We start from the raw sequence: 21,032 nt of genomic DNA, 5'->3' as shown, positions 1-21,032 counted from the left end.
TTATTTAATTGAACGCTTTGTCATGCTACCCCTTATGATGAAATCTTTGAACTCAGAACAGATCAAAGGGGGCAGTGCGTGCAGGAGAAGGTATACTCATCTCTACCTACAAACAGGAACAAGCGAAAGACATCAGTGAAGTGGCAAAAAATCAACAAACTGATCCACTGAGCTTACTCGAAAACCTACAGGACTACCTCAAAAACTTAGAGAGCGAAGACCAAAGCAAAGCCGCTACGTTTAAACAAGCGATCATGCTCTTGGCTTCACCAAGTTCCATTGCCATAGAAAGTAATGAAGATATACATCTCAGTGTAGATGGGGAGATCAACCAGAAAAACAATTTGATGAATATGGCAAATTAAATAATCAATCTAAACAATAAATAGAGTTAGTGGTATTACGGTTGGTGAAGGATTTAAGTTACCGTTGTTTCGTTATCCTGAAGATAAGTCACCAGAATCTAACGATGATAAGCCTCACGGTAATTCATCTAATAGTGGTCGTGGAAGAAATTAAATAGCTTATTAATTGGGATTTGTAAATGAGCACATCAACTTTATTTTTGAATAATCAAGAAATAGAAGAGTTAGTTCAGGATATTCCTCTTGATACGTCAATAATAGACCTCTTTCATAAATCAAAAACTGATCTATCTTTAGTTGATTATTTGTACCGAAGAATTTTAAATCTTCATGCATAAACTGCGGATGAAATACATTGATTCAAAGAAGCTTTCTAAAACACAGTTTAAGCGATACACAGGCATCTCATGGTCAACCTTTGATTCAATGGTTGAACAACTAAAAATGTATGTCCCTACTAAAGGTAGACCAACTAAATTGAGCACAGAAGATCAAATCCTTCTGTGTTTAAGTTATTGGCGCGAATACAGAACCTTATTCCATGTTGAAACAAGTTTTGGTGTGTCAGAGCCCACTGCTTCAAGAGTCGTACGTCATGTAGAAGACTGCCTGATCAAGTCCAATCTATTTAATTTACCGAAGAATTTGCCTGAAGGTGAAGGCATCGACTGGAATGTGGTGATTGTTGATGCCACAGAAATACTAATACAAAGACCTAAAAAAACAGAAGAAAAGCTATAGTGCCAAAAAGAAAGCGCATACCTTTAAAGTACAGGCCATTATTCATTATAGAACTCAGCAAATTCTGAGTTTATGTACAAGTCTTGGAGCGGTACATGATTTCGAGCTCTTCAAACGTAACCTGAATCAAATTCCTAAAGGGTCTTTTATCCTTGCAGATAAAGGCTATCAAAGGATTTATACGGTGTATCCAAATAGTCTATTGCCATTAAAAGCAATAAAGCACTGTAAACTAGAACCTGAGCTAAAAGTTTACAATCAAGAAATCAATAAAAGAAGAATTGGGATTGAGCATGTATTTGGGACTTTGAAGACCTTCAAAATCCTTGCTGAGCGATACCGTAATCGAGGCAAAAGATTGGGATTAAGATTCAGTTTAATCGCAGGGATTTATAATTTAGAACTGAGTAAAAAATGATTTATGAAAGAACCCTATTGTTTACTAGTATTAAAGTTAATACATTAGAAACTAAGTGTTAGTGATTACTGTGAATGTTGAATATTTGAAATGACGATATTGCGTCTAGTTCAACATTGCTGAATAAAGTTGCTACAGAGTTAAATCAAGATAAAATCGATTTAAATAATAGGGTAAATATAACACTCAATAAAAAAACCGAGCAAAAAAGCTCGGTTTTTTTATTGTACGTAATTTTATTTTTCAACAAAAGCACGTTCAATCACATAATCACCAAGAACACCCATACGTGGAGATTCTTTTAAGCCATGTTGGTCAAGAAGTGCAGCTACATCGTCAAGGAATGCAGGAGAACCACATAACATTGCACGGTCAGTTTCAGGATTAAAACGAGGTAAGCCAATTTTCTCGAAAAGAGCACCAGTTTCAATCGCAGTTGTAACACGACCTTGAGTATGGAAGTCTTCACGAGTAACTGTTGGGTAATAAATTAACTTTTCTTTCGCACCAAGTTCCCCAAAGAACTCATGGTTTGGAATTTCATTTTGAATAAGGTCTTGATACGCCAATTCTGAGATATAGCGTGTACCGTGTACAACGATGATTTTCTCAAAACGCTCATAAGTTTCTGGATCACGGATAGTCGAAAGGAAAGGAGCTAAACCAGTACCTGATGATAAAAGATACAAGTTTTTACCAGGATTTAAATCATCAAGAACAAGTGTACCAGTCGGTTTTTTAGAAACTAAAATTTCATCACCAACTTTTACTTTTTGTAGGATTGATGTCAAAGGACCATCTGGAACTTTAATAGAGAAAAACTCAAGTTCTTCTTCATAGTTCGCGCTAGCAATCGAATATGCACGCATTAAAGGCTTGCCATTGACTTCTAAACCAATCATCACAAATTGACCATTTTTAAAACGCAATGCTGTATCGCGAGTCGTTTTAAAACTGAATAATGTGTCATTCCAGTGGTGTACGTGAGTAATCTTTTCGACGTTAAAAGCAGCCATTAAAGGTCTCAATAAATTATCAAATTAGAACAGCTTGCTATTCTAAACTAAAACCATTCTCGATAAACTGAATATATTTAATTGAGCTTATCAAAAAAAGTGATTATGAATGAGCTGACTTTACCTGTGATTGGTATAATGAGATCTCCCTACAAAGAAAAGTTTGGTATTCCACGTCAGCCAAATTTAGTAAATGTTGAAAGTTATATTGAACTATTGGCGCCATATAATGATGAATTGGCTTTTGAAGGTATACATGATTTCAGTCACTTATGGCTGATTTGGCAGTTTCACGATAATAAAAATCAAGATAATCAAAAATTTAAGCCTCAAGTCAGACCACCACGTTTAGGTGGAAATAAAAAAGTGGGAGTCTTTGCGACAAGAAGCATGTACCGTCCAGCACCTATCGGCATGTCAGTCGTTCAATTCAAAAAACTTTTTAAAGAAGGTGATTCTTTGAGGCTGTATGTGTCAGGCAGCGATCTATTAGATGGAACACCCGTTATCGATATCAAACCATATATTCAATATTCTGATGCCGTCGTTGAGGCGACGAGCGGTTATGCACAAGATAAACCAATTCAAAAAAATGTTGTTTGGTCAAAAACTGCTGAAATTCAAAGAAATGAACTGTTAGTGAAACAACATGTCGCAGAAAGTTTAATCAAAGAATTGGAGCAAGTTCTATCATTTGATCCAAGACCATCTTATCAAAATGATCCTGAGCGAATTTATGGGCTAAGTTTCGGCCCCTTAAATGTCAAATTTAACGTGGATACTGAGGTTGAGATCGTTGCACTGGAACTTTGTTCAAACGAATAAATTGTTGGACTGATGTATTTAAAGCTGAATTTGATCTAATGAATTTAATCTAATGAATTTAATTGTAAATTCTGAATAGGCTAAAGGCTAATGTTGAATAAAGAATTTGCTATAGTTGGGCTCAAGGAATGGGGCAATTTGAATGAATTTTAATTTTGAAATTGATACAACATGGTGTTTAGAACAACTACTAAAAGATGGTCGTATTTTAGAGCGAGATAAGTTGCTCATACAAACCCGACACCGTCAAAAAGATCAATTTAAATGGCATCCATTGCAGTGGATTGCTCATTTTGAATTGGTAGATCAAGTTCAACCTCAACATAAGTTAACACTGCAACGTTTATGCGAGTGGTTAGCATTAAAAACACAACTCCAATATTATGTGATCGACCCGCTTAAAGCAGATGTTGCAGCACTGACTCAGGTCATGTCACAAGAATATGCATTCAAAAATAAAATTCTTGCTGTGGAAGTGCATCCTGATCAGATCTTAATTGGTACAGATCAACCATTCTTGGATGATTGGGTCAAGAATTTAGAAAAGAGCTTAAGTCCTAAAAAAATTGTTAAGGTTTTACTGAATCCAGAGCAGTTACAACGTTACTTGATTGAATATTATCAAGTGAGCCGAGCAGTAAACTCCTCTCAATATTCAGGAGCTTACGACCGACAGAGCCGAGGTGTTGAATCCCTTTTACAATTGGGTGATAGTCAAAATCCTGATGCCAACGATCAGCACATCGTAAAATTAGTCGACTGGTTGCTTCAATTTGCCTTTGAACAGGGTGCGAGTGATATTCATCTTGAACCTCGTTCGGAGAAAGGACGCGTTAGATTCCGTATCGATGGTGTGCTGCACACGATTTATAACATGCCTAGCAATACACTCACGGCAGTAATTTCTCGTATTAAAATTCTGGGTCGTATGAACGTTGCAGAAAAACGACGTCCTCAGGATGGGCGATTAAAAACGCGTACACCTAAGGGGCAAGAAACTGAACTACGTTTATCAACTCTGCCTACTGCAGCAGGCGAAAAAATGGTAATGCGAATTTTTGATCCTGAGGTGTTAGTGAGGAGTTTCCAACAACTGGGTTTTGAAGGAAAACTGCTAGAGCAATGGAATGCCATTACCAAAAATAGTCACGGCATCATTTTAGTGACAGGTCCAACTGGTTCAGGTAAAACCACAACTCTGTATTCATCAATGAAACAACTTGCGACTGAGCAATTAAATGTTTGTACGATTGAAGATCCTATCGAGATGATAGAGCCGAGCTTCAATCAGATGCAGGTAAACCCTGCAATTGATCTTCATTTCGCCGATGGTGTACGTGCCCTCATGCGCCAAGATCCAGACATTATTATGGTAGGAGAAATCCGAGACCAAGATACAGCGAATATGGCGATTCAAGCTGCATTAACAGGTCATCTCGTACTTTCAACACTTCATACAAACGATGCACCTTCAAGCTTGACGCGTTTACATGATCTAGGGGTGCAGCCATTTTTAACAGCGGCAACAATCTTAGGTGTATTGGCGCAAAGGCTAGTCAGAAAATTATGTTCTCATTGTAAAGAAAAACGGGAAATTAATGCTCAAGAATGGGAGCATCTGACCTATGGCTATTTAGTGAAGATGCCTGCTCAAGTGTATCATGCCAAAGGCTGTGAACATTGTCGTCACACAGGTTATAAGGGTCGGGTGGGTATATATGAGTTTATGCCTGTGTCTCTAGAAACAAAACAAAAAATCAGTGCTAATCTTAATTTAGATGAATTACGTGCTCACGCAAAAAAAGAAGGTGTAGAGCCGTTGCGTATTGCGGGTGCTCGAAAAGTCCTTGAAGGGGTAACGACATTAGAAGAGGTACTAAGAGTCGTACCACTAAGTTAATTGTCAAAGATTAATAAATATTCATATTTCTTAAGATTCGCTTCAGCTTTGTTTGTTTTAATAGCTTCATCGAAACAAACATCACATGAAAAGGTATAGAAAATGAAAGTGTTAAATCAAGCTTTAATCGCGACAGTTTTAGTCGGTGCAACTACATTTGCAATGGCTAATACGGCAGTGAACCAAAGTGCTGTTAATCATGCAGCCATTGCACCACAAGCAATTACGACTGTTAAAAATGCTTTAACTGCCAAAGATGATACCCCAGTGAAATTAAAAGGCTATATTGTTAAGGCAACTGGTGATGAAAAATATCAATTCCGCGATAGCACGGGTGTGATCACTGTGGATATTGATGATGAACTTTGGCAAGGTAAACCAATCTCTGCAAAAACACCTGTTGTATTAATTGGTGAAGTGGATATTGATTATAAGCCTGCTAAGCGTGTAGAAATTGATGTAGATCAAGTTCAATTTTAATGAGCTATCTACTGAATTGAGTATTTGATTTATGGCTTTTAAGTACTCAAACCAAAAAAACCACATTCTCCAGAAATGTGGTTTTTTTATGCATCTTTTTTTGAAAAACTTTATAGTGAATGAATTGTGGCTTAGTGAAGAGAGACATGCGTATATTGTTAGCAGAAGATGATGTGTCACAAGCTGAAAGTATCAAAGCTTGGTTAGAAATGGATGGATATAGTGTTGATTGGGTCGAGCGTGGAGATCATGCGATATTAGCAATTGAGCAGCATCAATATGATTGTTTATTACTTGATCGTGGATTACCGAAAGCAACTGGTGATGACATTCTGACACATTTAAGAAAACACCAACACAATACACCAGTTATTTTTATTACAGCCCAAGACAGTATCCAAGATCGTGTTGGAGGACTTGATTTGGGGGCTAATGATTATCTAGTTAAACCATTCAGTTTAGATGAGCTCTCGGCGAGAGTGAGAGCACAATTACGTACTCAGCACAAAGGCACGTCTCAAATCCTAATGTATGGATCCGTGAGTTTGGACCCCCAAACCAAAGTTGTTAAATTGAATTCAGAAATTGTCAATCTCACAGCGAAAGAGTACCAAATTTTATATAAGTTGATGCAACATCCTGAACGTGTTGTGACACGTGAACAACTAGAAGAGTCCTTATATGCTTGGGGTGATGAAATCGAAAGTAATGCAGTTGAAGTTTTTATTTATCAGATTCGGAAAAAAATAGGCTCAACCATGATTAAAACGATTCGCGGATTAGGTTATAGAATGAATTTAGATCAGGCTTAAGGTAGAACAGCGTTGCATCAGCACCCTATTTCTTTACAAAATCGTCTTGTTAAGTCTTCAATGCTCAGTTCGATGTTGGCGGGCGTTATCGCATTAATTCTTTTATTGGTGATCTCGCTTTACCAAAACATGCAGACCCATGACAATATGATGGATGAAATCGCCGATTTGATTTTGGTCAGTGATATTTCAAGTCATGTGGGAAATGAGTTAGATGATTTAAGTGAACAATTTGATATCAAATATGAATTAAAGCTCGATGAACTTATTTTGATTGAATCCCAAGACCTTGCTTTCAATCAAATTGGTTCCAAGGTGTTTTTTCAAAATGATCACTTTGGTTTTGTTTGGCTAGAAGGACGATTATTTCGTTATTACAGTGAGCAAAGTGATCAGCAAATTCTAACTATGCTTCAACCCATGTCAGCGCGTGTTGATCAGTTATTCAAAAGTTTGCTGGGCTACGGTGGTGTTCTCATTATTTTATGGGGCATTCAATGGTTTATTCTACACTTTATTATACGACGTCAGTTTAGATCTATTCACCAACTTTCAAAATTAATTTCCCAAAAGACTGTTAAGGATTTATCACCGATTACACCTTCAAAACCAGAACTAAAAGAACTGCAACCTATTGTGAGTCAAATAAACCAAATGATGGAGCGTTTAGATCGGGCAATTACTGCGGAACAACGTTTTACAGCTGATGCATCCCATGAATTAAGGTCGCCACTTTCTGCGATTCAAATGCGGTTACAACTTTTAAAACGAAAATACCAGTCTGATCATGAGGATTTGTCACAAGACTTAGAGCAGATTCTAAAAGATGTGAGTAGGGGCTCAAATATTTTAGAAAATTTACTTTTGTTGGCCAGACTTGATCCGTCTTCAACGCAAGATGTACCGATACAGTCCATAGATTTAGACCGTTTGACGAAAGAGGTTTTACATTCAGTACAACCTTTGAGCCAAGAAAAAAATATTCAGTTTAAAACTGAGTTAGGAAATCATGCGATTAAGGCAAATCCTGAGTTAATGTTTAGCTGCATTCGAAATTTAGTCGATAATGCAATCCGCTATACGCCACAGAATGGAATCGTTGATATTTTAATCAAACAAAATAATAATGAAATTCTATTTGTGATTGAAAATGAAGGTCACGGCATTGAGCAAACAGTGATTGATCGGCTGGGAGAAAGATTTTATCGTCAGTTAGGCACACGTACAACGGGCTCAGGATTAGGATTATCAATTTGCCGTAAAATTGTCGAATTACATCAAGCCGAGATTGTATTTAAGAAATCAGAGTTAGGTGGTTTAAAAGTTGAAATAAAATTTCATTAAAACCAATTGTCTATAAAGTTGAAGAAATAAAATTAAAGAAGCAGTATGCGCTGATTCATACTGCTTAGTTCCACGATTATTATTATCAAATTTTAGAATTTTTATTTTGTCAAAATGAGTCGATTATTTCGTGTGAGACGAAGGCGATATTCTTCTCCTGCATGCATGATGCGAATTTCTCTGCCTAGAGCAAATAGATTATTTGAGTGAAGCATTGGTAATGCTTGGTGGTTTTCGTTATTACGTGTAAATAAGCTAAATGGTGCGTTCATTCCTTGGACTCCGTGGTATGTGGTGAACGATTTAAATGATAATCATTATCGAATAGAGCTGTCAACGATAATTTTTCTCATTTATAAAAAAACATAAAATGCTTACAATTAAGCACTCATTTTTTGAAAGAAAATCATGTCAAAAAAAACACTTAATGTTTCTATAGCGTTGTTATTCCACAAAAATCAAGTTCTTGTAGGATGGAGAGAAGTCTCTTTACATCAGGGGGATAAAGCTGAGTTTCCTGGAGGGAAAGTGGAGTTAGGAGAAACTCCTGAACAAGCTTGCCAGCGTGAAGTTCAAGAAGAGGTGGGAATCTTTCTAGATCATGTCTATTTATTCGATCTTATTACGCATGAATATGAAGATCTAATTGTAAAATTGCACATTTATCAGGCTTATGTTGATCAGTTGCTACTAGATCATATTCAAAGTCCTTGGACATGGTATGATCGTTCAGCACTAACCATTTTGAATTTTCCTAAAGCCAATGATGCCATTGTTAAACGACTACTCTGGCCGAATAAAATTACAATAAAAAATATAGATCGTATCGATACAACCATTGATCTTAATCAAGTTAGCTATTTGAGAACTGAAAATGCTTTAGATTTTGCGCTGCAACTCAACCAGTATAATCAACTGGATCAGCTCATTATCAATCGTGATGTGTGGATGGGATTATCAGAATCAAATCAGAAAAAAGTATTTGCCGTACAATTTAAACATGATCAGTTGATGCAATTAAATTCTGATTCATTTATGGAGGAATGGAAGGGCATTAAACGTATCGCATCCTGTCATGACCATTCTAGTGTCAGTCGAGCTGTAGCATTAGGTTTTGATGCAATATTTTTAAGTCCAGTACTGAGTACAACATCGCATCCTCAGCAAGACACCTTAGGTTGGTCGCAGTTTGAATTGTTATCAAAAGATATACATATACCAGTTTATGCGCTAGGCGGTATGAAGCCTGAATTATTAGATCAGGCCATACAACATGGAGCTTATGGAATTGCTGGTATTCGTGCTTTTTAAAGGCATTAAAAAGTAAAACTCATGCTTAAATCAAAATTTCTTGATTTGGTTTTGTGCTTCTTGGATGAGTTTTTGATTTTTTTGGAGTTGACCTGATTTCAAAATAATTTGCCAAAGTTGTCGCTTCATCGTTGCTGTTTGAGCATAACTGAGACCTCGTTTTGCCAACGATTCAGCATTTTTTGCCTCATTTTTTTGATTGGCAATCATCGCGAGATACATATAGGTCTCTGCAGATTGAGGGGCAAGTCTTTGTGCTTGGAGTGCGGCTTTCTCAGCTTCACTCCATTTTGCTTGACGAAATGCATCATGGGTTTGTTGCATTAAGTTTTTAAATGCGGGAAGTTGGCGGCCATCATCGAATTTTTGAGTTGAGCTTTTTTGTTCAGGAATAACAATTTGTAATTGTTCCCGTTTAATCTCAGGTCGATCGTAAGGCGTAATTTTAATACCATCGGCATCTTTTTTGGATGGTGTTGTTTTAGTCTCAGCTTGTTTAGGTTTCTGAGACGGTTGTGAGTTTTGAGAGGAGGTTAAAGTTTGGCAACCGCCTAAGAGTAATATGCTGGCGAATAGTACGCTAAAATTCAGTTTTGTCATTAACCTTAACTCCTCCTAAACTTATTTTAAGGATTATAACTTCCACTCGAAAGTACTCGAGTGGCATTCGTATTTAAATCCCGTTCCATTTCTGTTTCGCTCTCACGAATATATTGGTCGATGCTGTCTTCTGCTGGAATTTCTTCTGCATTCGTTTCAGGAACGTAAGTCGGCTCTACTTGGTAGTGTGGTAAGCCACATGCTGTTGCGCGACGAGGAACAGTATATTTAAGTATCGGTACATAGAGCGCACCTTGACAACCTTGTGCTGAAAGCTCTCCGCTATTTGAGTCAATCCAATGCCACTGTACTTCATCAGGTTGACGTAAATTGACAGGTTTTTGCTTCAGTTGCTTCATTACGTTGGTCCACACGGGTAAAGCGCCAGATGAGCCCGTTAAGCCTGTGACTTTATTGTCATCTAATCCAAGCCAGACAACTGCCAAATGATTACCTGAATACCCCGCGAACCACGAGTCCCTTGTATCATTGGTCGTACCTGATTTACCCGCTAGATTTAGATTCGGAGCGAGGCCGTTATATGCAGCACGTCCTGTACCTGCCGACATCACACGTTGTAATCCGTAATTTAAAATATAAGCAGCCGATGGGTCGATCGTTTGTTGAACATTTAAACTGTAGCGATTAATGAGCTGACCATTGGTATCAACAACTGTTCGGATAGATTTTGTAGGATATTTAAACCCTCCAGTTGCAAAGTTGCCATAAATATTCATGATTTCCATAGGCGACATTTCAACAGCCCCTAAGAAAATCGATGGGTAATTTGGAATAGGTGAAGTCACGCCAAACTTCATTAAATGATTGGTAAATGAAGAAAGTCCAAATTCTTGTCCCAAGCGAACTGTAGATAGGTTATATGAATTGGCTAAAGCTTGAACCATTGGGACGTAACCATACGAAGTTCCGCTATAATTTTTTGGGGTCCAAGTCTGATTGCGATCGACTGGCACACTAATTGGCGAGTCTTCGATTGCCGTCGCCCAGTTATAACGACCAGATTCCAAAGCAGTTAAGAAAATAACAGGTTTTAATAATGAACCTACCTGACGTTTTGCATCAACTGCGCGGTTAAAGCCTGTGAAGTCAGATACTGAGCCTACGGCCGCAACCAATTCACCATTTTCAGGGTGAGAAACTAATACCGCGCCTTGAAGTTCTTTTAAGCGTGCAGGATTGGCTTTAGACAGTCTTGATACTGAATCTGTAAACGATTTTTGTACTTTGATTTGTGCGATTGGATCTAATGTGGTGAAAATTCGAAGACCTTGTTTCGTTAAATCGCTTTCTTGGTATTCTGTTTTGAGTTGACGACGAACGATGTCTAGGAAATCAGGGAAGCGAGCTGGGCCTAAAGTCGGTTTTTTAATCACGTTTAAAGGTTTAGCTGACTCAGTTTCATATTGCTCTTCAGTCAAATATCCCATGACTAACATATTGTTTAGAACAACATTACGGCGTTTTAATGCACTTTCAGGATTTCTCCAAGGATTGTATAAGCTAGGACCTTGAACGAGTCCGACAAGGAAAGCCTGTTGCGCTATACTCAATTCTCTAAGTGGTAAACCAAAATAAAATTGAGACGCTAAACCATAGCCATTGATCGAGTAATTACCATTTTGTCCTAAATTAACTTCATTCAAATATGCTTCCAGAATTTCATCTTTGTCATAATGAAACTCAAGCAACAACGCCATAAATGCTTCATTCACTTTACGTTTGATTGTACGTTCAGGGGTCAAATAAAAGTTTTTAACCAATTGCTGTGTGAGTGTAGAACCACCTTGACGCTTACCACCAGTAACGTTGCTTACAATTGCACGTGCTGTACCACGAAACGAGACGCCGTGATGGTGATAGAAGTTGCGGTCTTCAGTGGCAATAAGCGCTTGAATTAAAGGTTTAGGAACACGATTGAGTTTAATGAGAACACGGTCTTCGTTGTGTTGAGGGTAGATTCCCCCAACTAACATTGGTTCTAGACGGGCAATCCCCGTACTCGATGGTTTTGTTGCTTTAATCTCTGAAATTTGACTAGCGCCAAAACTGACTTGGAGGATTTGTTCTGGTTCTACACTATCACCAAAATCGAAACCACGCGTGTGGACATAAATGGTATTACCTTGAACCAAAAAATTACCTGGCTTGGTATAGTCTTCAGCGTTTTTGTAACCCAACAGACCTAGCTCTTGAATGAAGTTTTGTTGCTCAACGGGTGCATTAGCATAAACTTCCAAGGGACGTGCATATACTTTCGCTGGAATATCCCAACGATTGCCTTCAAATTTATCGCGAATAATATTATCTAAACGGATTAGATAAATACTAAAAGCTACAAATGCAGAAATCACCAGCACTGAGAAAATCAATGCAATTAAGCCAATACCACGTTCAAACTTCATAGATCAAAAAGCAAAACCCTGTTTTATTGCGCTCATCATGCGAAGCTTTTTTATAATTTGCAATAATTAAACTGTGAATTTATGCCTTTTTTAGATAAATGTAATGATTTATCTAATTCAATATTAAGGAGAAAATTAAGATTTTAAGTTGGGGAAATGTGAAATTATTCGTGAAATTCATAACATGAAACAGGCTTGAAATATGTAAGTCACAGAATGATGATGATATGATACTCAACAATTCATCTGGAGCCGTAGCATACGTGCAACTTTCAGCAAAGTCATTTCGTAATATTGGATTAATTGGACGACCAGATAAATCATCTGTGGTTGAGACTTTAAGTCTAATTCATGACCATTTGATTAGTTTAGGTTTGCATCCAGTTTTTGATTCAGAAACCGCTAAATTGGTCCCTTATAAAAATTCGCAAACGGTCAGTCGAGCTTTATTGGGTGAAGTTACAGATTTGGTGATTGTCGTAGGTGGTGATGGTTCATTGCTTCAAGCGGCTAGATCTTTAGTGAAATACAATACTCCCGTCATCGGGGTAAACCGTGGGCGTTTAGGTTTCCTAACAGATATCAAACCGACAGAAGTGTTATTTAAATTAGATCAAGTCTTGAAAGGTGAGTTTCAGCTAGATCGCCGTTTTTTATTAGAAGTCGAAGTTCGTAGTAAAAATGAACTGATTTATGATGCAATAGCATTGAATGATGTGGTTCTGCATTCAGGTAAGTCAGTCCATATGATTGAGTTTGATCTTCATATTGATGGCCAATATGTTTATCGCCAACACAGTGATGGTTTGATTGTATCGACGCCTACGGGCTCAACAGCATATGCACTTTCTGGTGGCGGTCCAATTTTGCACCCAAGTATGGATGCGATCGCGCTAGTGCCAATGCACCCGCATACGCTTTCTTCTCGTCCGATTGTGGTGGGTGGTCAAAGTGAAATTAAAATTCAAATTCGTAAGAATCGAGTGTTGCCAATGGTGAGTGCTGATGGGCAACACAGTGTTTCTTTAAATGAAGGTGATTGGTTGCATATTCGCAAACATCCTTTCAAACTTACTTTATTACATCCACCTGGATACGACTTTTATATGGCATGTCGTACCAAACTAGGATGGAATCAAGATTACGATTCATTTCATCAGCAGGACTAAACATGAATATTGAACAAATGTTATCAGTTTTGGATGCAGACATCGTTGCTCGTTTAAGAACTGCCGTTGAAATCGGTAAATGGCCAAACGGTGTAGCTTTAACTCAAGAGCAGCGTCAGATTTCAATGCAAGCAGTCATTGCTTGGGAAGCTAAAAATCTGCCAGAAACAGAAAGATCAGGCTATATTGATAAAGGTCATAAAGAGGAAGGTGATGAATGTGATTCACATGTTCCAGAGCCAGAATTTCAACCTATACGTTTTGTATAATGTTCTATGCTTAAAAAAAAGACACCTGATGGTGTCTTTTTTTAATCCGAAGTTAAACTCGATGACGTGATTGCCAGTATTCTTGAGCCAAAGTCTGCGCTTGTGTAAATGTATCAGCCACATTCATGGTGTAAAGTGCGATTGCCATAGTTTCAATAACAGCCACCTCTCCGTAAGTATGTTGGGAATCACCTAACCATACTTCTTTGAAAGTATCTAAGTTCAACTCTTCTTCAATTGCTGAACGATCAGCTGTGAGTTTCGGAAGTTCAAGCTCATACAGTTCACCGTCTCGTATACCGCAAATTAAGGTTTTTGCATCTGGGTTTCGTTCAAATTCACCGCCTTCACCTTTAATCACCGCACTGTTAACGTAACCTAATCTGGCGGCAGTCTGTTGATGAGAACTGCGGTACGCAGGGTGAAATATCGCTTGTAAAGTGGCTTTGGCATTGAAGGGATTGATGAGTCGTGAAAGCGTATGAATGGGTGAGCGTAAGCCCATGATATTGCGTAATGCAATTAAGTCACTCAAGGTAGGTGAAATGGCTTCGAGTGGTATATAGGCAAAGTTACGCTGATTCAGTTCTGATGCCACTTCGTTTTCATTTTGACAAATGGTATAACCTAAATACTCTAAAACTTGTTCTGTATATAATCGATTGATGGTATGTCCAGAAGCCCCATGCATTACAATACGATGACCATGTTTTGCTAAGGTTAACGCCGATAAGATAAACCACGGATAGTGTTTGCGTTTCCCCGCGTAGGAAGACCAGTCTAGGTCGACATCAATAGCTCTAAATTTAAGTTGATCACGAGTCGCTTGCACAAAGCCAGCCAGTTCATCTACAGATTCTTCTTTCACTCGTAAAAGCATTAAAAAAGCACCCAGCTGAACGTCTAATACCTCATTTTTTAAAATCATCTCAAATGCTTGATAGGCTTCTTCATAGGTCAGTGATCGCGCACCATTTTTTCCTTTGCCAAGAATACGAACAAATTGCGCAAATGGATGTTCAAAGTCTTTATATAAATTACGTTTTGTATTCATGATCAATGCAGTTGGATGTTCTTAATGACAGTGTAACGTGGAATGATGCTTGGAATAAAAGCTAAATATCAAATTCAATGATCAAGCATTATTTTTAGCTTTTGAGACTGACCAAATTGTATGAATTTTCAAGCGCTTTTGTCCATGACAACTGGAAAAAAACGGGATAGCATGAAAACTTATAAAAAAATGAAGTGTAAGGAACACAAGAATGTTGGCATATGATGCAGATTTAGAATTATTCCGTGATAATTTCAAACGTTTTATGAGTGAGCACGTTGCTCCTCATTATGAGCAGTGGGAACGTGAAGGAAAAATGCCACGTTCAGTGTGGAATGCACTTGGTGAAAATGGCTTCTTGTGCGTAGATGTTCCTGAAGAGTATGGTGGTTATGGTGTTCCAACAGAATATTCTTTGATGTTGGTTGAAGAGTCGGCACGTGCAGGTTATAGCGCATTATCGACAGGTATTTCATGTCACTCAGAAATTGCAGCACCATATATTCTACACATCGCGAACGAAGAACAAAAAAAATACTGGTTGCCAAAAATGGTTTCTGGTGAAGTGGTCGGGGCAATTGGAATGACAGAGCCAGGTGCTGGTTCTGATTTACAAGCCATCCGTACGAATGCCATTTTGAATGGTGATCATTATGTTTTGAATGGCTCTAAAACCTTTATTTCAAATGGTCAGCATGCAGACTTGGTTGTGCTTGCCGTTAAAACAGATCCTCAGGCACGTGCTAAAGGCGTCTCACTTCTATTGGTTGATACTCATTTAGAAGGGTTTAAAAAAGGCACAAATCTCGACAAAATCGGTTTGCATTCCCAAGATACCTCGGAACTCTTTTTTGACAACGTTAAAGTTCCAGCTGATCAGCTTTTAGGTCAAGCGGGTCAGGGATTTGCATATTTGATGCAAGAATTACCACGTGAGCGGACAGCGATTGCTGCGACAGCATTAGGAGCAATTCGAGGTTCAATTGATGTGACAGTTCAATATGTCCAAGAACGACAGGCTTTTGGTCAAAAAATTGGACAATTCCAAAATTCTCGTTTTGTTTTAGCACAAGCGAAAATCGATGAACTGGCTACAGCCGCTTTTTATAATCAAAACCTAGCATTGTATAAAGAAGGGAAATTGGATGTTGAAACAGCAGCTGCATTAAAAAGTTTCAGTACAGATATGCAAATGAAAGTGGCGGATAATCTACTGCAACTCTTTGGTGGCTATGGCTATATGACGGAATATCCTATTTCACGCTTCTTTGTGGATGCACGTATTCAACGAATCTACGGCGGAACCAACGAAATCATGAAAGAAATCGTAGCACGTGGCATGCTAGGACGTTAATTTTTATCCGTATTTACATCTCGCTTGAGGAATACAAGCGAGATGTATTCGAATGTGTTTTCAATTTTAAAACTTATAGAACGAACTGATTTTAAAAAAAAGATTAAAGCTATCCTATTCAATGTTCTTGTCTTTTTTCTAATTTATAGCGCGTATTGGATTGATGATTATTTCAACTGTATATTTTTAAGTCTTATTGCCATAAAGTTTGGTTGCTTAACATTTGAAAGCTAACTATTGTTATACTGTTTACATAACTGATTCTGTAAGGCGACATTACAATGATCAACGATGATCAAAACACGACGAATTCTTTAGACTTAGCTAAAATCCGCGAAGATATCGACTCAGTAGATCAACAACTCCAACAACTGATTAACCGTCGAGCACGACTTGCTGAAGCTGTAGCAAAAGCAAAATTTGCTTCTGAAGAAAATCCAATGTTTTATCGTCCTGAGCGTGAAGCACAAGTTTTGCGTAATGTGATGGAGCGTAATGAAGGTCCTTTATCTGACGTGACGATGGCGCGTTTGTTTAGAGAAATTATGTCTGCGTGCCTTGCTTTAGAAGCACCACAAAGCATTGCTTTCCTTGGTCCAGTAGGAACTTACACCCATTCGGCAGTACTGAAGCATTTTGGACATGATGCGGTTGTGCGCCCACTTCCTACAATTGATGAAGTGTTCCGTGAAGTCGAAGCAGGCAGTGCACATTATGGTTTAGTTCCTGTTGAGAACTCATCCGAAGGTGTGGTTAACCACACGCTTGATTGTTTTAAAGCGTCACATTTAAATGTGATTGGTGAAGTTGAATTACGTATTCATCATCAATTTTTGATTTCTTCAAATACGCGTAAAGACAGCATTAAACAAATCTATGCGCATCAACAAACTTTAGCTCAATGTCGTGGCTGGCTCGATGCTCATTATCCAGGTGTTGAACGTGTGGCTTTGAGTTCGAATGCTGAAGCTGCTCGCCGTATCCGTAATGAATGGCATTCTGCGGCAATCGCATCTGAAACAGCTGCGAGCTTATATGATTTAGAAATCTTACATAGCAATATTGAAGATAATCCAGAAAATACAACACGCTTCTTAGTTATTGGGCGTGAAAAAGTACCACAAAGTGGTAATGATAAAACTTCTTTATTGATCTCTGCACATGACCGTGCAGGTGCGTTATTAGAAATTTTAGCGCCGTTCGCTAAACATAACATTAGCTTGACCAGTATCGAAACAAGACCTGCTTTGCCTGAAAAATGGGCTTATGTATTCTTTATCGATTTAGAAGGGCATATCGAACAAGAGAACGTACGTGCGGCTGTCGAAGAAATTCGTCCATTAGTCAAAGAAATCCGTGTTCTTGGTTCATACCCAATTGCGGTACTTTAAAAAGAGTTGAAACTTAGATATGTCTCAACCTTTATTTAAAAAAGTTGCATTTATTGGGCTAGGATTGATTGGATCAAGTTTAGCACGTGTCATTCAAGCACATGGTCTTGCTGAAAATGTTGTGGCATCTACGCGATCTGTTCAAACGTTAGAAGATGCTAAAGCTTTAGGTTTGATTAGTGAAGGATATGCTGATGCCAAAGATGCAGTGGTTGATGCAGATTTAATTGTTCTTGCTTTACCCGTGAGAGCTACACAATCTGTATTAAACTCGATCAAATCTGTGATTACTCCTGATACTATAATTACAGATGTGGGCAGTACCAAAGGCAATGTGGTTGAGGCTGCAATTGCGGTTTTTGGTGAGCAGTTACCCGCAGGTTTTGTTCCAGGGCATCCAATAGCTGGTGCTGAACATACTGGTGTTCATGCAGGTAAAGTAGATTTATTTGCTAACCACAAAGTGATATTAACGCCGTTAGCAACAAGTGCTGAGTGGGCAGTGCAAAAACTGATTCAGTTATGGCAAGCTGCTCAAGCTGAAGTAATTTGTATGGATGTGGAAAAGCATGATGAGGTGCTTGCGCATACAAGTCATCTGCCACATTTAATGGCATTCAATTTGGTTGAGCAACTTGCAAATCGTGAAGATAATCTGGACATTTTCCGTTATGCAGCAGGTGGTTTCAGAGACTTTTCTCGCATTGCGGCGAGTGATCCACAAATGTGGCATGACATATTCTTTGCCAATAAAAAAGCGATTTTGAATGCTGTTGATGGATTTGAGAACCAATTGGCTCATATTCGACAGCTCATTGAAAACGAAGATTCAAAAGCACTCATGGGATTGCTTGGACATGCTCAAGCAGCACGCCAACATTTTAACCATATGCTTGCCAAGAAACCTTTAATGGAGAACAAAACTGTGACACAGCAATTTACTATTCTGCCGGGTGCTAAATCATTTACTGGAAAATTTAGCGTGCCAGGTGACAAATCTGTGTCACACCGTTCAATCATGTTTGGTGCGATCGCTGAAGGTACAACACATGTTACTGGTTTCTTAGAAGGTGAAGATGCCTTAGCAACACTTCAAGCATTCCGTGATATGGGTGTAAATATTGAAGGTCCAAAAAATGGTGAAGTCACGATTCATGGTGTAGGAATGTATGGCCTTAAAGCTCCAGCAAGTGAGCTTTATATGGGTAACTCTGGGACTTCGATGCGTCTTCTGTCAGGGATGTTGTCTGCGCAAAAATTTGACTCAGTAATGACTGGTGATGCATCGTTGAGCAAACGTCCTATGGAACGTATTGCAAAGCCACTCCGTGAAATGGGTGCTCAAATTCAAACAACAGGTGAGCGTGGCACACCGCCAGTATCGATCACAGGTAATCAGCAACTTAAAGGTATTCATTACGATTTACCGATGGCTTCTGCACAAGTGAAGTCTGGCATTCTGCTCGCTGGTTTATGGGCAGAAGGTGTAACGTCGGTGACTGAGCCAGAACCGACACGTGATCACTCTGAGCGTATGTTACGTGCATTTGGTTATGATGTGAAAACTGAAGGTAACCGTATTTCTTTAAAAGGTGGTGGTAAGTTAGTTGGCACGAATATTCAAGTGCCTTCAGATATTTCATCTGCTGCGTTCTTTATGGTGGGTGCTGCCATTACTGAAAATTCAGATGTAACACTTGAGGCAGTGGGTATTAACCCTACTCGTACTGGTGTGATCGAAATTTTGAAGCAAATGGGGGCTGATATTTCAGTTGAGAATGAACGAATTGCAGGTGGTGAACCAATCGCTGATATTCGAATTCGTGGCACTCGTACTTTGAAAGGCATCCACATGCCTGAAGATCAAGTACCTTTAGCGATTGATGAATTCCCAGCATTATTTATTGCTGCAGCTTGTGCTGAAGGTCAAACAGTGTTAACTGGTGCAGCTGAACTTCGTGTAAAAGAGTCTGATCGAATCCAAGTGATGGCTGATGGATTGAAAACAATGGGTGTTGATTGTACGCCTACGGATGATGGTATTATTATTGAAGGTAAAGGTAAGTCTGGTGATTGGTCTGCTATCTTTACAGGTGGTGAAATTGAGTCACATCATGATCATCGTATTGCCATGAGTTTCTCCATTGCGGGTCTGCGTACTTCAGGCGCAATTAAAATTGTGGGAACTGAAACCGTTGCAACAAGTTTCCCAACATTTACTCAACTCACTGAACAAGCGGGTTTATCTATTCAAGTTAGTGAATAATACGACCAAAGATTTGTATATTTCTTTTCAAACAGCCAAGCAAAAGCTTGGCTGTTTTGATTATATTGCTTATTCTAATTCTATATAATTAAAAAGCCTTTGGACGAGGAAATGAAAAAATTACAATTTTTAGTTGATCAAACGAAATACGCTAAGGCTCATTCAAGTCATTCTCATGATAATGCACAAACTTACGTTACAGCATTGTTATCTGAACAGTTGGTGCAACATGGATTTCACACTCAAAATACGAATCCGCATGAATTGGAAGTCAGTGTCTCTGATCACCCAATCGCTTTAGGGGTGAACTGTAATCAACCAGATGGCGAAGGACATTTTGTATGTGAAATAAGTGCGCATGCAGATGAGGAACAGGATTGGTTCCAAAAAATTGAGACGCAGAGTGTGATTAAACAACTTGCGCAAGCAGTAGAGCAGACATTAAGAGAAGATGAGTCGTTCCAATCGCTAGAGTGGAAATCCTAACGAGGAATAAAACAAACCCAATGTAAAGAATCTACACTGGGTTTTTCTGAAACACGTAATATTTATATTAAGCCGTAAGGAAGCGAGTGATCGCGACGCGAAGTTGCTTCAAATAACCTGTGAAAAAGTGATTAGCACCAGGTAGCACTGTAATAATATGGCGTTGAGGCTTTGCCCATTCAATTAAATCGGACAATAAAGTGACTTCATCTGCCTCACCATGAATAAACAGAATATCGCCTTTAATTGCTGGAGTAACATAGTGACGGATACCAGCAACTGTGGCTGTTGGTAAACCGCATAGAATGACTTGTTCAGGTTGAATTTCTTGAGGTAGTGCATGATATGCCTTCGCCATAACATGTGCACCAAAACTAAAGCCTCCAACATAAAAAGGCAATGTAAGGTGTTTTGCACGTACTTGACGAATGACTTCTAAAATATCTTCTGTTTCACCAAATCCTTCATCGTGAACCCCTTCACTTTGACCTGATCCACGGAAACTTGGACGATAAACGATATAACCACGCTCAAGGAACATTTGAGCTAGCAGAGTGGGAACTTTGTGCTGAGGAGTACCACCTTGAAGCGGGTGAGGGTGACAAACGACCGCAAATCCTTTTACTTCAGACTGAGGAAAATCTACAAAAACCTCAATTTTGCCAACAGGGCCTTGAATGAACATTTGTTCAGACATAAAAATACCGATTAACGTGCAGGAGAATCGTATATTTTAACGTCAATAATTAAAAAAAACACAATTGGAAATAAAATAAGTCTACTGTTATAGTTTGATTAATTGTTTTTT

General features: G+C 38.6%; 19 protein-coding genes and 2 pseudogenes. 15 read left to right on the top strand and 6 right to left on the bottom strand.

The genetic code is table 11. From position 1 onward, the window contains the following. Positions 1-39 precede the first annotated feature (39 nt). The 3 genes and pseudogenes from AC1M9J_RS07125 to AC1M9J_RS07115 form a co-directional block, all read left to right on the top strand. A pseudogene (locus AC1M9J_RS07125) lies at positions 40-335 on the top strand (type VI secretion system Vgr family protein); the annotation flags it as partial. A gap of 375 nt (positions 336-710) precedes the next feature. Then, the gene (locus tag AC1M9J_RS07120) at positions 711-1,106 is read left to right on the top strand and encodes a transposase family protein (protein WP_481952081.1); all 396 of its coding nucleotides are present in this window, start codon (positions 711-713) and stop codon (positions 1,104-1,106) included. 31 nt (positions 1,107-1,137) lie between these two features. Next, positions 1,138-1,524 (top strand): annotated as a pseudogene (locus tag AC1M9J_RS07115) (transposase); the annotation flags it as partial. 236 nt (positions 1,525-1,760) lie between these two features. On the opposite strand, the gene AC1M9J_RS07110 reads toward AC1M9J_RS07115, so the two are convergent. Next, entirely contained in the window at positions 1,761-2,540 is a 780-nt protein-coding gene (locus AC1M9J_RS07110) for a ferredoxin--NADP reductase (protein ID WP_035267346.1), read from the bottom strand. Between the two features lie 105 nt (positions 2,541-2,645). Between AC1M9J_RS07110 and tsaA the strand changes: the two genes are divergently transcribed. The 5 genes from tsaA (at position 2,646) to AC1M9J_RS07085 (ending at position 7,901) form a co-directional block, all read left to right on the top strand. Continuing rightward, positions 2,646-3,365, top strand: coding sequence for a tRNA (N6-threonylcarbamoyladenosine(37)-N6)-methyltransferase TrmO (gene tsaA / locus AC1M9J_RS07105; RefSeq protein WP_481952080.1), 720 nt, complete (start codon positions 2,646-2,648; stop codon positions 3,363-3,365). A gap of 142 nt (positions 3,366-3,507) precedes the next feature. Then, on the top strand, positions 3,508-5,265 hold the full coding sequence (gene tfpB, locus AC1M9J_RS07100) for a type IV pilus assembly ATPase TfpB (RefSeq protein WP_179997820.1): 1,758 nt from the start codon (positions 3,508-3,510) through the stop codon (positions 5,263-5,265). Between the two features lie 102 nt (positions 5,266-5,367). Then, the gene (locus AC1M9J_RS07095; RefSeq protein ID WP_481607686.1) at positions 5,368-5,745 is read left to right on the top strand and encodes a NirD/YgiW/YdeI family stress tolerance protein; all 378 of its coding nucleotides are present in this window, start codon (positions 5,368-5,370) and stop codon (positions 5,743-5,745) included. Between the two features lie 146 nt (positions 5,746-5,891). Continuing rightward, positions 5,892-6,557: a response regulator transcription factor gene (locus AC1M9J_RS07090; RefSeq protein ID WP_481591355.1), complete on the top strand. Its 666-nt coding sequence runs from the start codon at positions 5,892-5,894 to the stop codon at positions 6,555-6,557. Between the two features lie 12 nt (positions 6,558-6,569). Next, the gene (locus tag AC1M9J_RS07085; protein WP_481607685.1) at positions 6,570-7,901 is read left to right on the top strand and encodes a sensor histidine kinase; all 1,332 of its coding nucleotides are present in this window, start codon (positions 6,570-6,572) and stop codon (positions 7,899-7,901) included. Between the two features lie 101 nt (positions 7,902-8,002). On the opposite strand, the gene hemP is transcribed toward AC1M9J_RS07085, so the two are convergent. After that, positions 8,003-8,173, bottom strand: a complete 171-nt coding sequence (hemP, locus tag AC1M9J_RS07080) for a hemin uptake protein HemP (protein ID WP_035267337.1) — start codon at positions 8,171-8,173, stop codon at positions 8,003-8,005. Between the two features lie 136 nt (positions 8,174-8,309). Here hemP and AC1M9J_RS07075 point away from each other — a divergent pair, with 136 nt between their 5' ends. After that, positions 8,310-9,212, top strand: a complete 903-nt coding sequence (locus tag AC1M9J_RS07075) for a thiamine phosphate synthase (protein WP_481952079.1) — start codon at positions 8,310-8,312, stop codon at positions 9,210-9,212. 30 nt (positions 9,213-9,242) lie between these two features. Here the strand turns inward: AC1M9J_RS07075 and AC1M9J_RS07070 are convergent, their stop codons facing one another. Together AC1M9J_RS07070 and mrcB are read right to left on the bottom strand one after the other, a co-directional pair. After that, positions 9,243-9,812: a tetratricopeptide repeat protein gene (locus AC1M9J_RS07070; protein ID WP_481952078.1), complete on the bottom strand. Its 570-nt coding sequence runs from the start codon at positions 9,810-9,812 to the stop codon at positions 9,243-9,245. Positions 9,813-9,838: 26 nt separating this feature from the next. Next, positions 9,839-12,235 carry a penicillin-binding protein 1B gene (gene mrcB / locus AC1M9J_RS07065; protein WP_481952077.1) on the bottom strand — a complete coding sequence of 799 codons (2,397 nt, stop codon included), beginning with the start codon at positions 12,233-12,235 and terminating at the stop codon, positions 9,839-9,841. A 227-nt stretch (positions 12,236-12,462) separates the two neighbouring features. Here mrcB and AC1M9J_RS07060 point away from each other — a divergent pair, with 227 nt between their 5' ends. Continuing rightward, positions 12,463-13,404, top strand: coding sequence for an NAD(+) kinase (locus tag AC1M9J_RS07060; protein ID WP_092767167.1), 942 nt, complete (start codon positions 12,463-12,465; stop codon positions 13,402-13,404). Positions 13,405-13,406: 2 nt separating this feature from the next. After that, on the top strand, positions 13,407-13,673 hold the full coding sequence (locus AC1M9J_RS07055) for a YeaC family protein (protein ID WP_035267325.1): 267 nt from the start codon (positions 13,407-13,409) through the stop codon (positions 13,671-13,673). Positions 13,674-13,725: 52 nt separating this feature from the next. Here AC1M9J_RS07055 and AC1M9J_RS07050 read toward each other — a convergent pair whose 3' ends face one another. Next, complete coding sequence (locus AC1M9J_RS07050; RefSeq protein ID WP_481952076.1) at positions 13,726-14,727, bottom strand: glycosyl transferase family protein; 1,002 nt, start codon at positions 14,725-14,727, stop codon at positions 13,726-13,728. 211 nt (positions 14,728-14,938) lie between these two features. Between AC1M9J_RS07050 and AC1M9J_RS07045 the strand changes: the two genes are divergently transcribed. The 4 genes from AC1M9J_RS07045 to AC1M9J_RS07030 all read left to right on the top strand — a co-directional run bounded on the left by AC1M9J_RS07045 (position 14,939) and on the right by AC1M9J_RS07030 (position 20,224). Next, positions 14,939-16,081 (top strand): acyl-CoA dehydrogenase family protein, encoded by a 1,143-nt coding sequence (locus AC1M9J_RS07045; RefSeq protein ID WP_035267322.1) that lies wholly within the window; start codon positions 14,939-14,941, stop codon positions 16,079-16,081. 281 nt (positions 16,082-16,362) lie between these two features. Further along, positions 16,363-17,472 (top strand): prephenate dehydratase, encoded by a 1,110-nt coding sequence (gene pheA, locus AC1M9J_RS07040; RefSeq protein ID WP_035267321.1) that lies wholly within the window; start codon positions 16,363-16,365, stop codon positions 17,470-17,472. A gap of 19 nt (positions 17,473-17,491) precedes the next feature. Next, positions 17,492-19,738 (top strand): bifunctional prephenate dehydrogenase/3-phosphoshikimate 1-carboxyvinyltransferase, encoded by a 2,247-nt coding sequence (locus AC1M9J_RS07035; protein WP_481952075.1) that lies wholly within the window; start codon positions 17,492-17,494, stop codon positions 19,736-19,738. A gap of 111 nt (positions 19,739-19,849) precedes the next feature. Next, positions 19,850-20,224 carry a hypothetical protein gene (locus AC1M9J_RS07030; protein ID WP_481610807.1) on the top strand — a complete coding sequence of 125 codons (375 nt, stop codon included), beginning with the start codon at positions 19,850-19,852 and terminating at the stop codon, positions 20,222-20,224. 67 nt (positions 20,225-20,291) lie between these two features. On the opposite strand, the gene AC1M9J_RS07025 is transcribed toward AC1M9J_RS07030, so the two are convergent. Next, positions 20,292-20,921, bottom strand: a complete 630-nt coding sequence (locus AC1M9J_RS07025) for an alpha/beta hydrolase (RefSeq protein WP_481591363.1) — start codon at positions 20,919-20,921, stop codon at positions 20,292-20,294. Positions 20,922-21,032: the final 111 nt, after the last annotated feature.

The organism is Acinetobacter sp. ANC_7588 (assembly GCF_056783995.1).
This window is presented reverse-complemented; position numbering and strand designations above follow the sequence as displayed.

Excerpts from the sequence above, each read along its gene's own strand:
- AC1M9J_RS07050 (WP_481952076.1), bottom strand. The coding sequence starts at position 14,727 with ATGAATACAAAACGTAATTTATATAAAGACTTTGAACATCCATTTGCG.
- AC1M9J_RS07095 (WP_481607686.1), top strand. The coding sequence starts at position 5,368 with ATGAAAGTGTTAAATCAAGCTTTAATCGCGACAGTTTTAGTCGGTGCA.
- AC1M9J_RS07090 (WP_481591355.1), top strand. The coding sequence starts at position 5,892 with ATGCGTATATTGTTAGCAGAAGATGATGTGTCACAAGCTGAAAGTATC.
- AC1M9J_RS07035 (WP_481952075.1), top strand. The coding sequence starts at position 17,492 with ATGTCTCAACCTTTATTTAAAAAAGTTGCATTTATTGGGCTAGGATTG.
- AC1M9J_RS07060 (WP_092767167.1), top strand. The coding sequence starts at position 12,463 with ATGATACTCAACAATTCATCTGGAGCCGTAGCATACGTGCAACTTTCA.
- AC1M9J_RS07055 (WP_035267325.1), top strand. The coding sequence starts at position 13,407 with ATGAATATTGAACAAATGTTATCAGTTTTGGATGCAGACATCGTTGCT.
- AC1M9J_RS07070 (WP_481952078.1), bottom strand. The coding sequence starts at position 9,812 with ATGACAAAACTGAATTTTAGCGTACTATTCGCCAGCATATTACTCTTA.
- AC1M9J_RS07120 (WP_481952081.1), top strand. The coding sequence starts at position 711 with ATGAAATACATTGATTCAAAGAAGCTTTCTAAAACACAGTTTAAGCGA.
- tsaA (WP_481952080.1), top strand. The coding sequence starts at position 2,646 with ATGAATGAGCTGACTTTACCTGTGATTGGTATAATGAGATCTCCCTAC.
- AC1M9J_RS07075 (WP_481952079.1), top strand. The coding sequence starts at position 8,310 with ATGTCAAAAAAAACACTTAATGTTTCTATAGCGTTGTTATTCCACAAA.
- hemP (WP_035267337.1), bottom strand. The coding sequence starts at position 8,173 with ATGAACGCACCATTTAGCTTATTTACACGTAATAACGAAAACCACCAA.
- AC1M9J_RS07110 (WP_035267346.1), bottom strand. The coding sequence starts at position 2,540 with ATGGCTGCTTTTAACGTCGAAAAGATTACTCACGTACACCACTGGAAT.
- mrcB (WP_481952077.1), bottom strand. The coding sequence starts at position 12,235 with ATGAAGTTTGAACGTGGTATTGGCTTAATTGCATTGATTTTCTCAGTG.
- pheA (WP_035267321.1), top strand. The coding sequence starts at position 16,363 with ATGATCAACGATGATCAAAACACGACGAATTCTTTAGACTTAGCTAAA.
- AC1M9J_RS07045 (WP_035267322.1), top strand. The coding sequence starts at position 14,939 with ATGTTGGCATATGATGCAGATTTAGAATTATTCCGTGATAATTTCAAA.
- AC1M9J_RS07030 (WP_481610807.1), top strand. The coding sequence starts at position 19,850 with ATGAAAAAATTACAATTTTTAGTTGATCAAACGAAATACGCTAAGGCT.
- AC1M9J_RS07025 (WP_481591363.1), bottom strand. The coding sequence starts at position 20,921 with ATGTCTGAACAAATGTTCATTCAAGGCCCTGTTGGCAAAATTGAGGTT.
- tfpB (WP_179997820.1), top strand. The coding sequence starts at position 3,508 with ATGAATTTTAATTTTGAAATTGATACAACATGGTGTTTAGAACAACTA.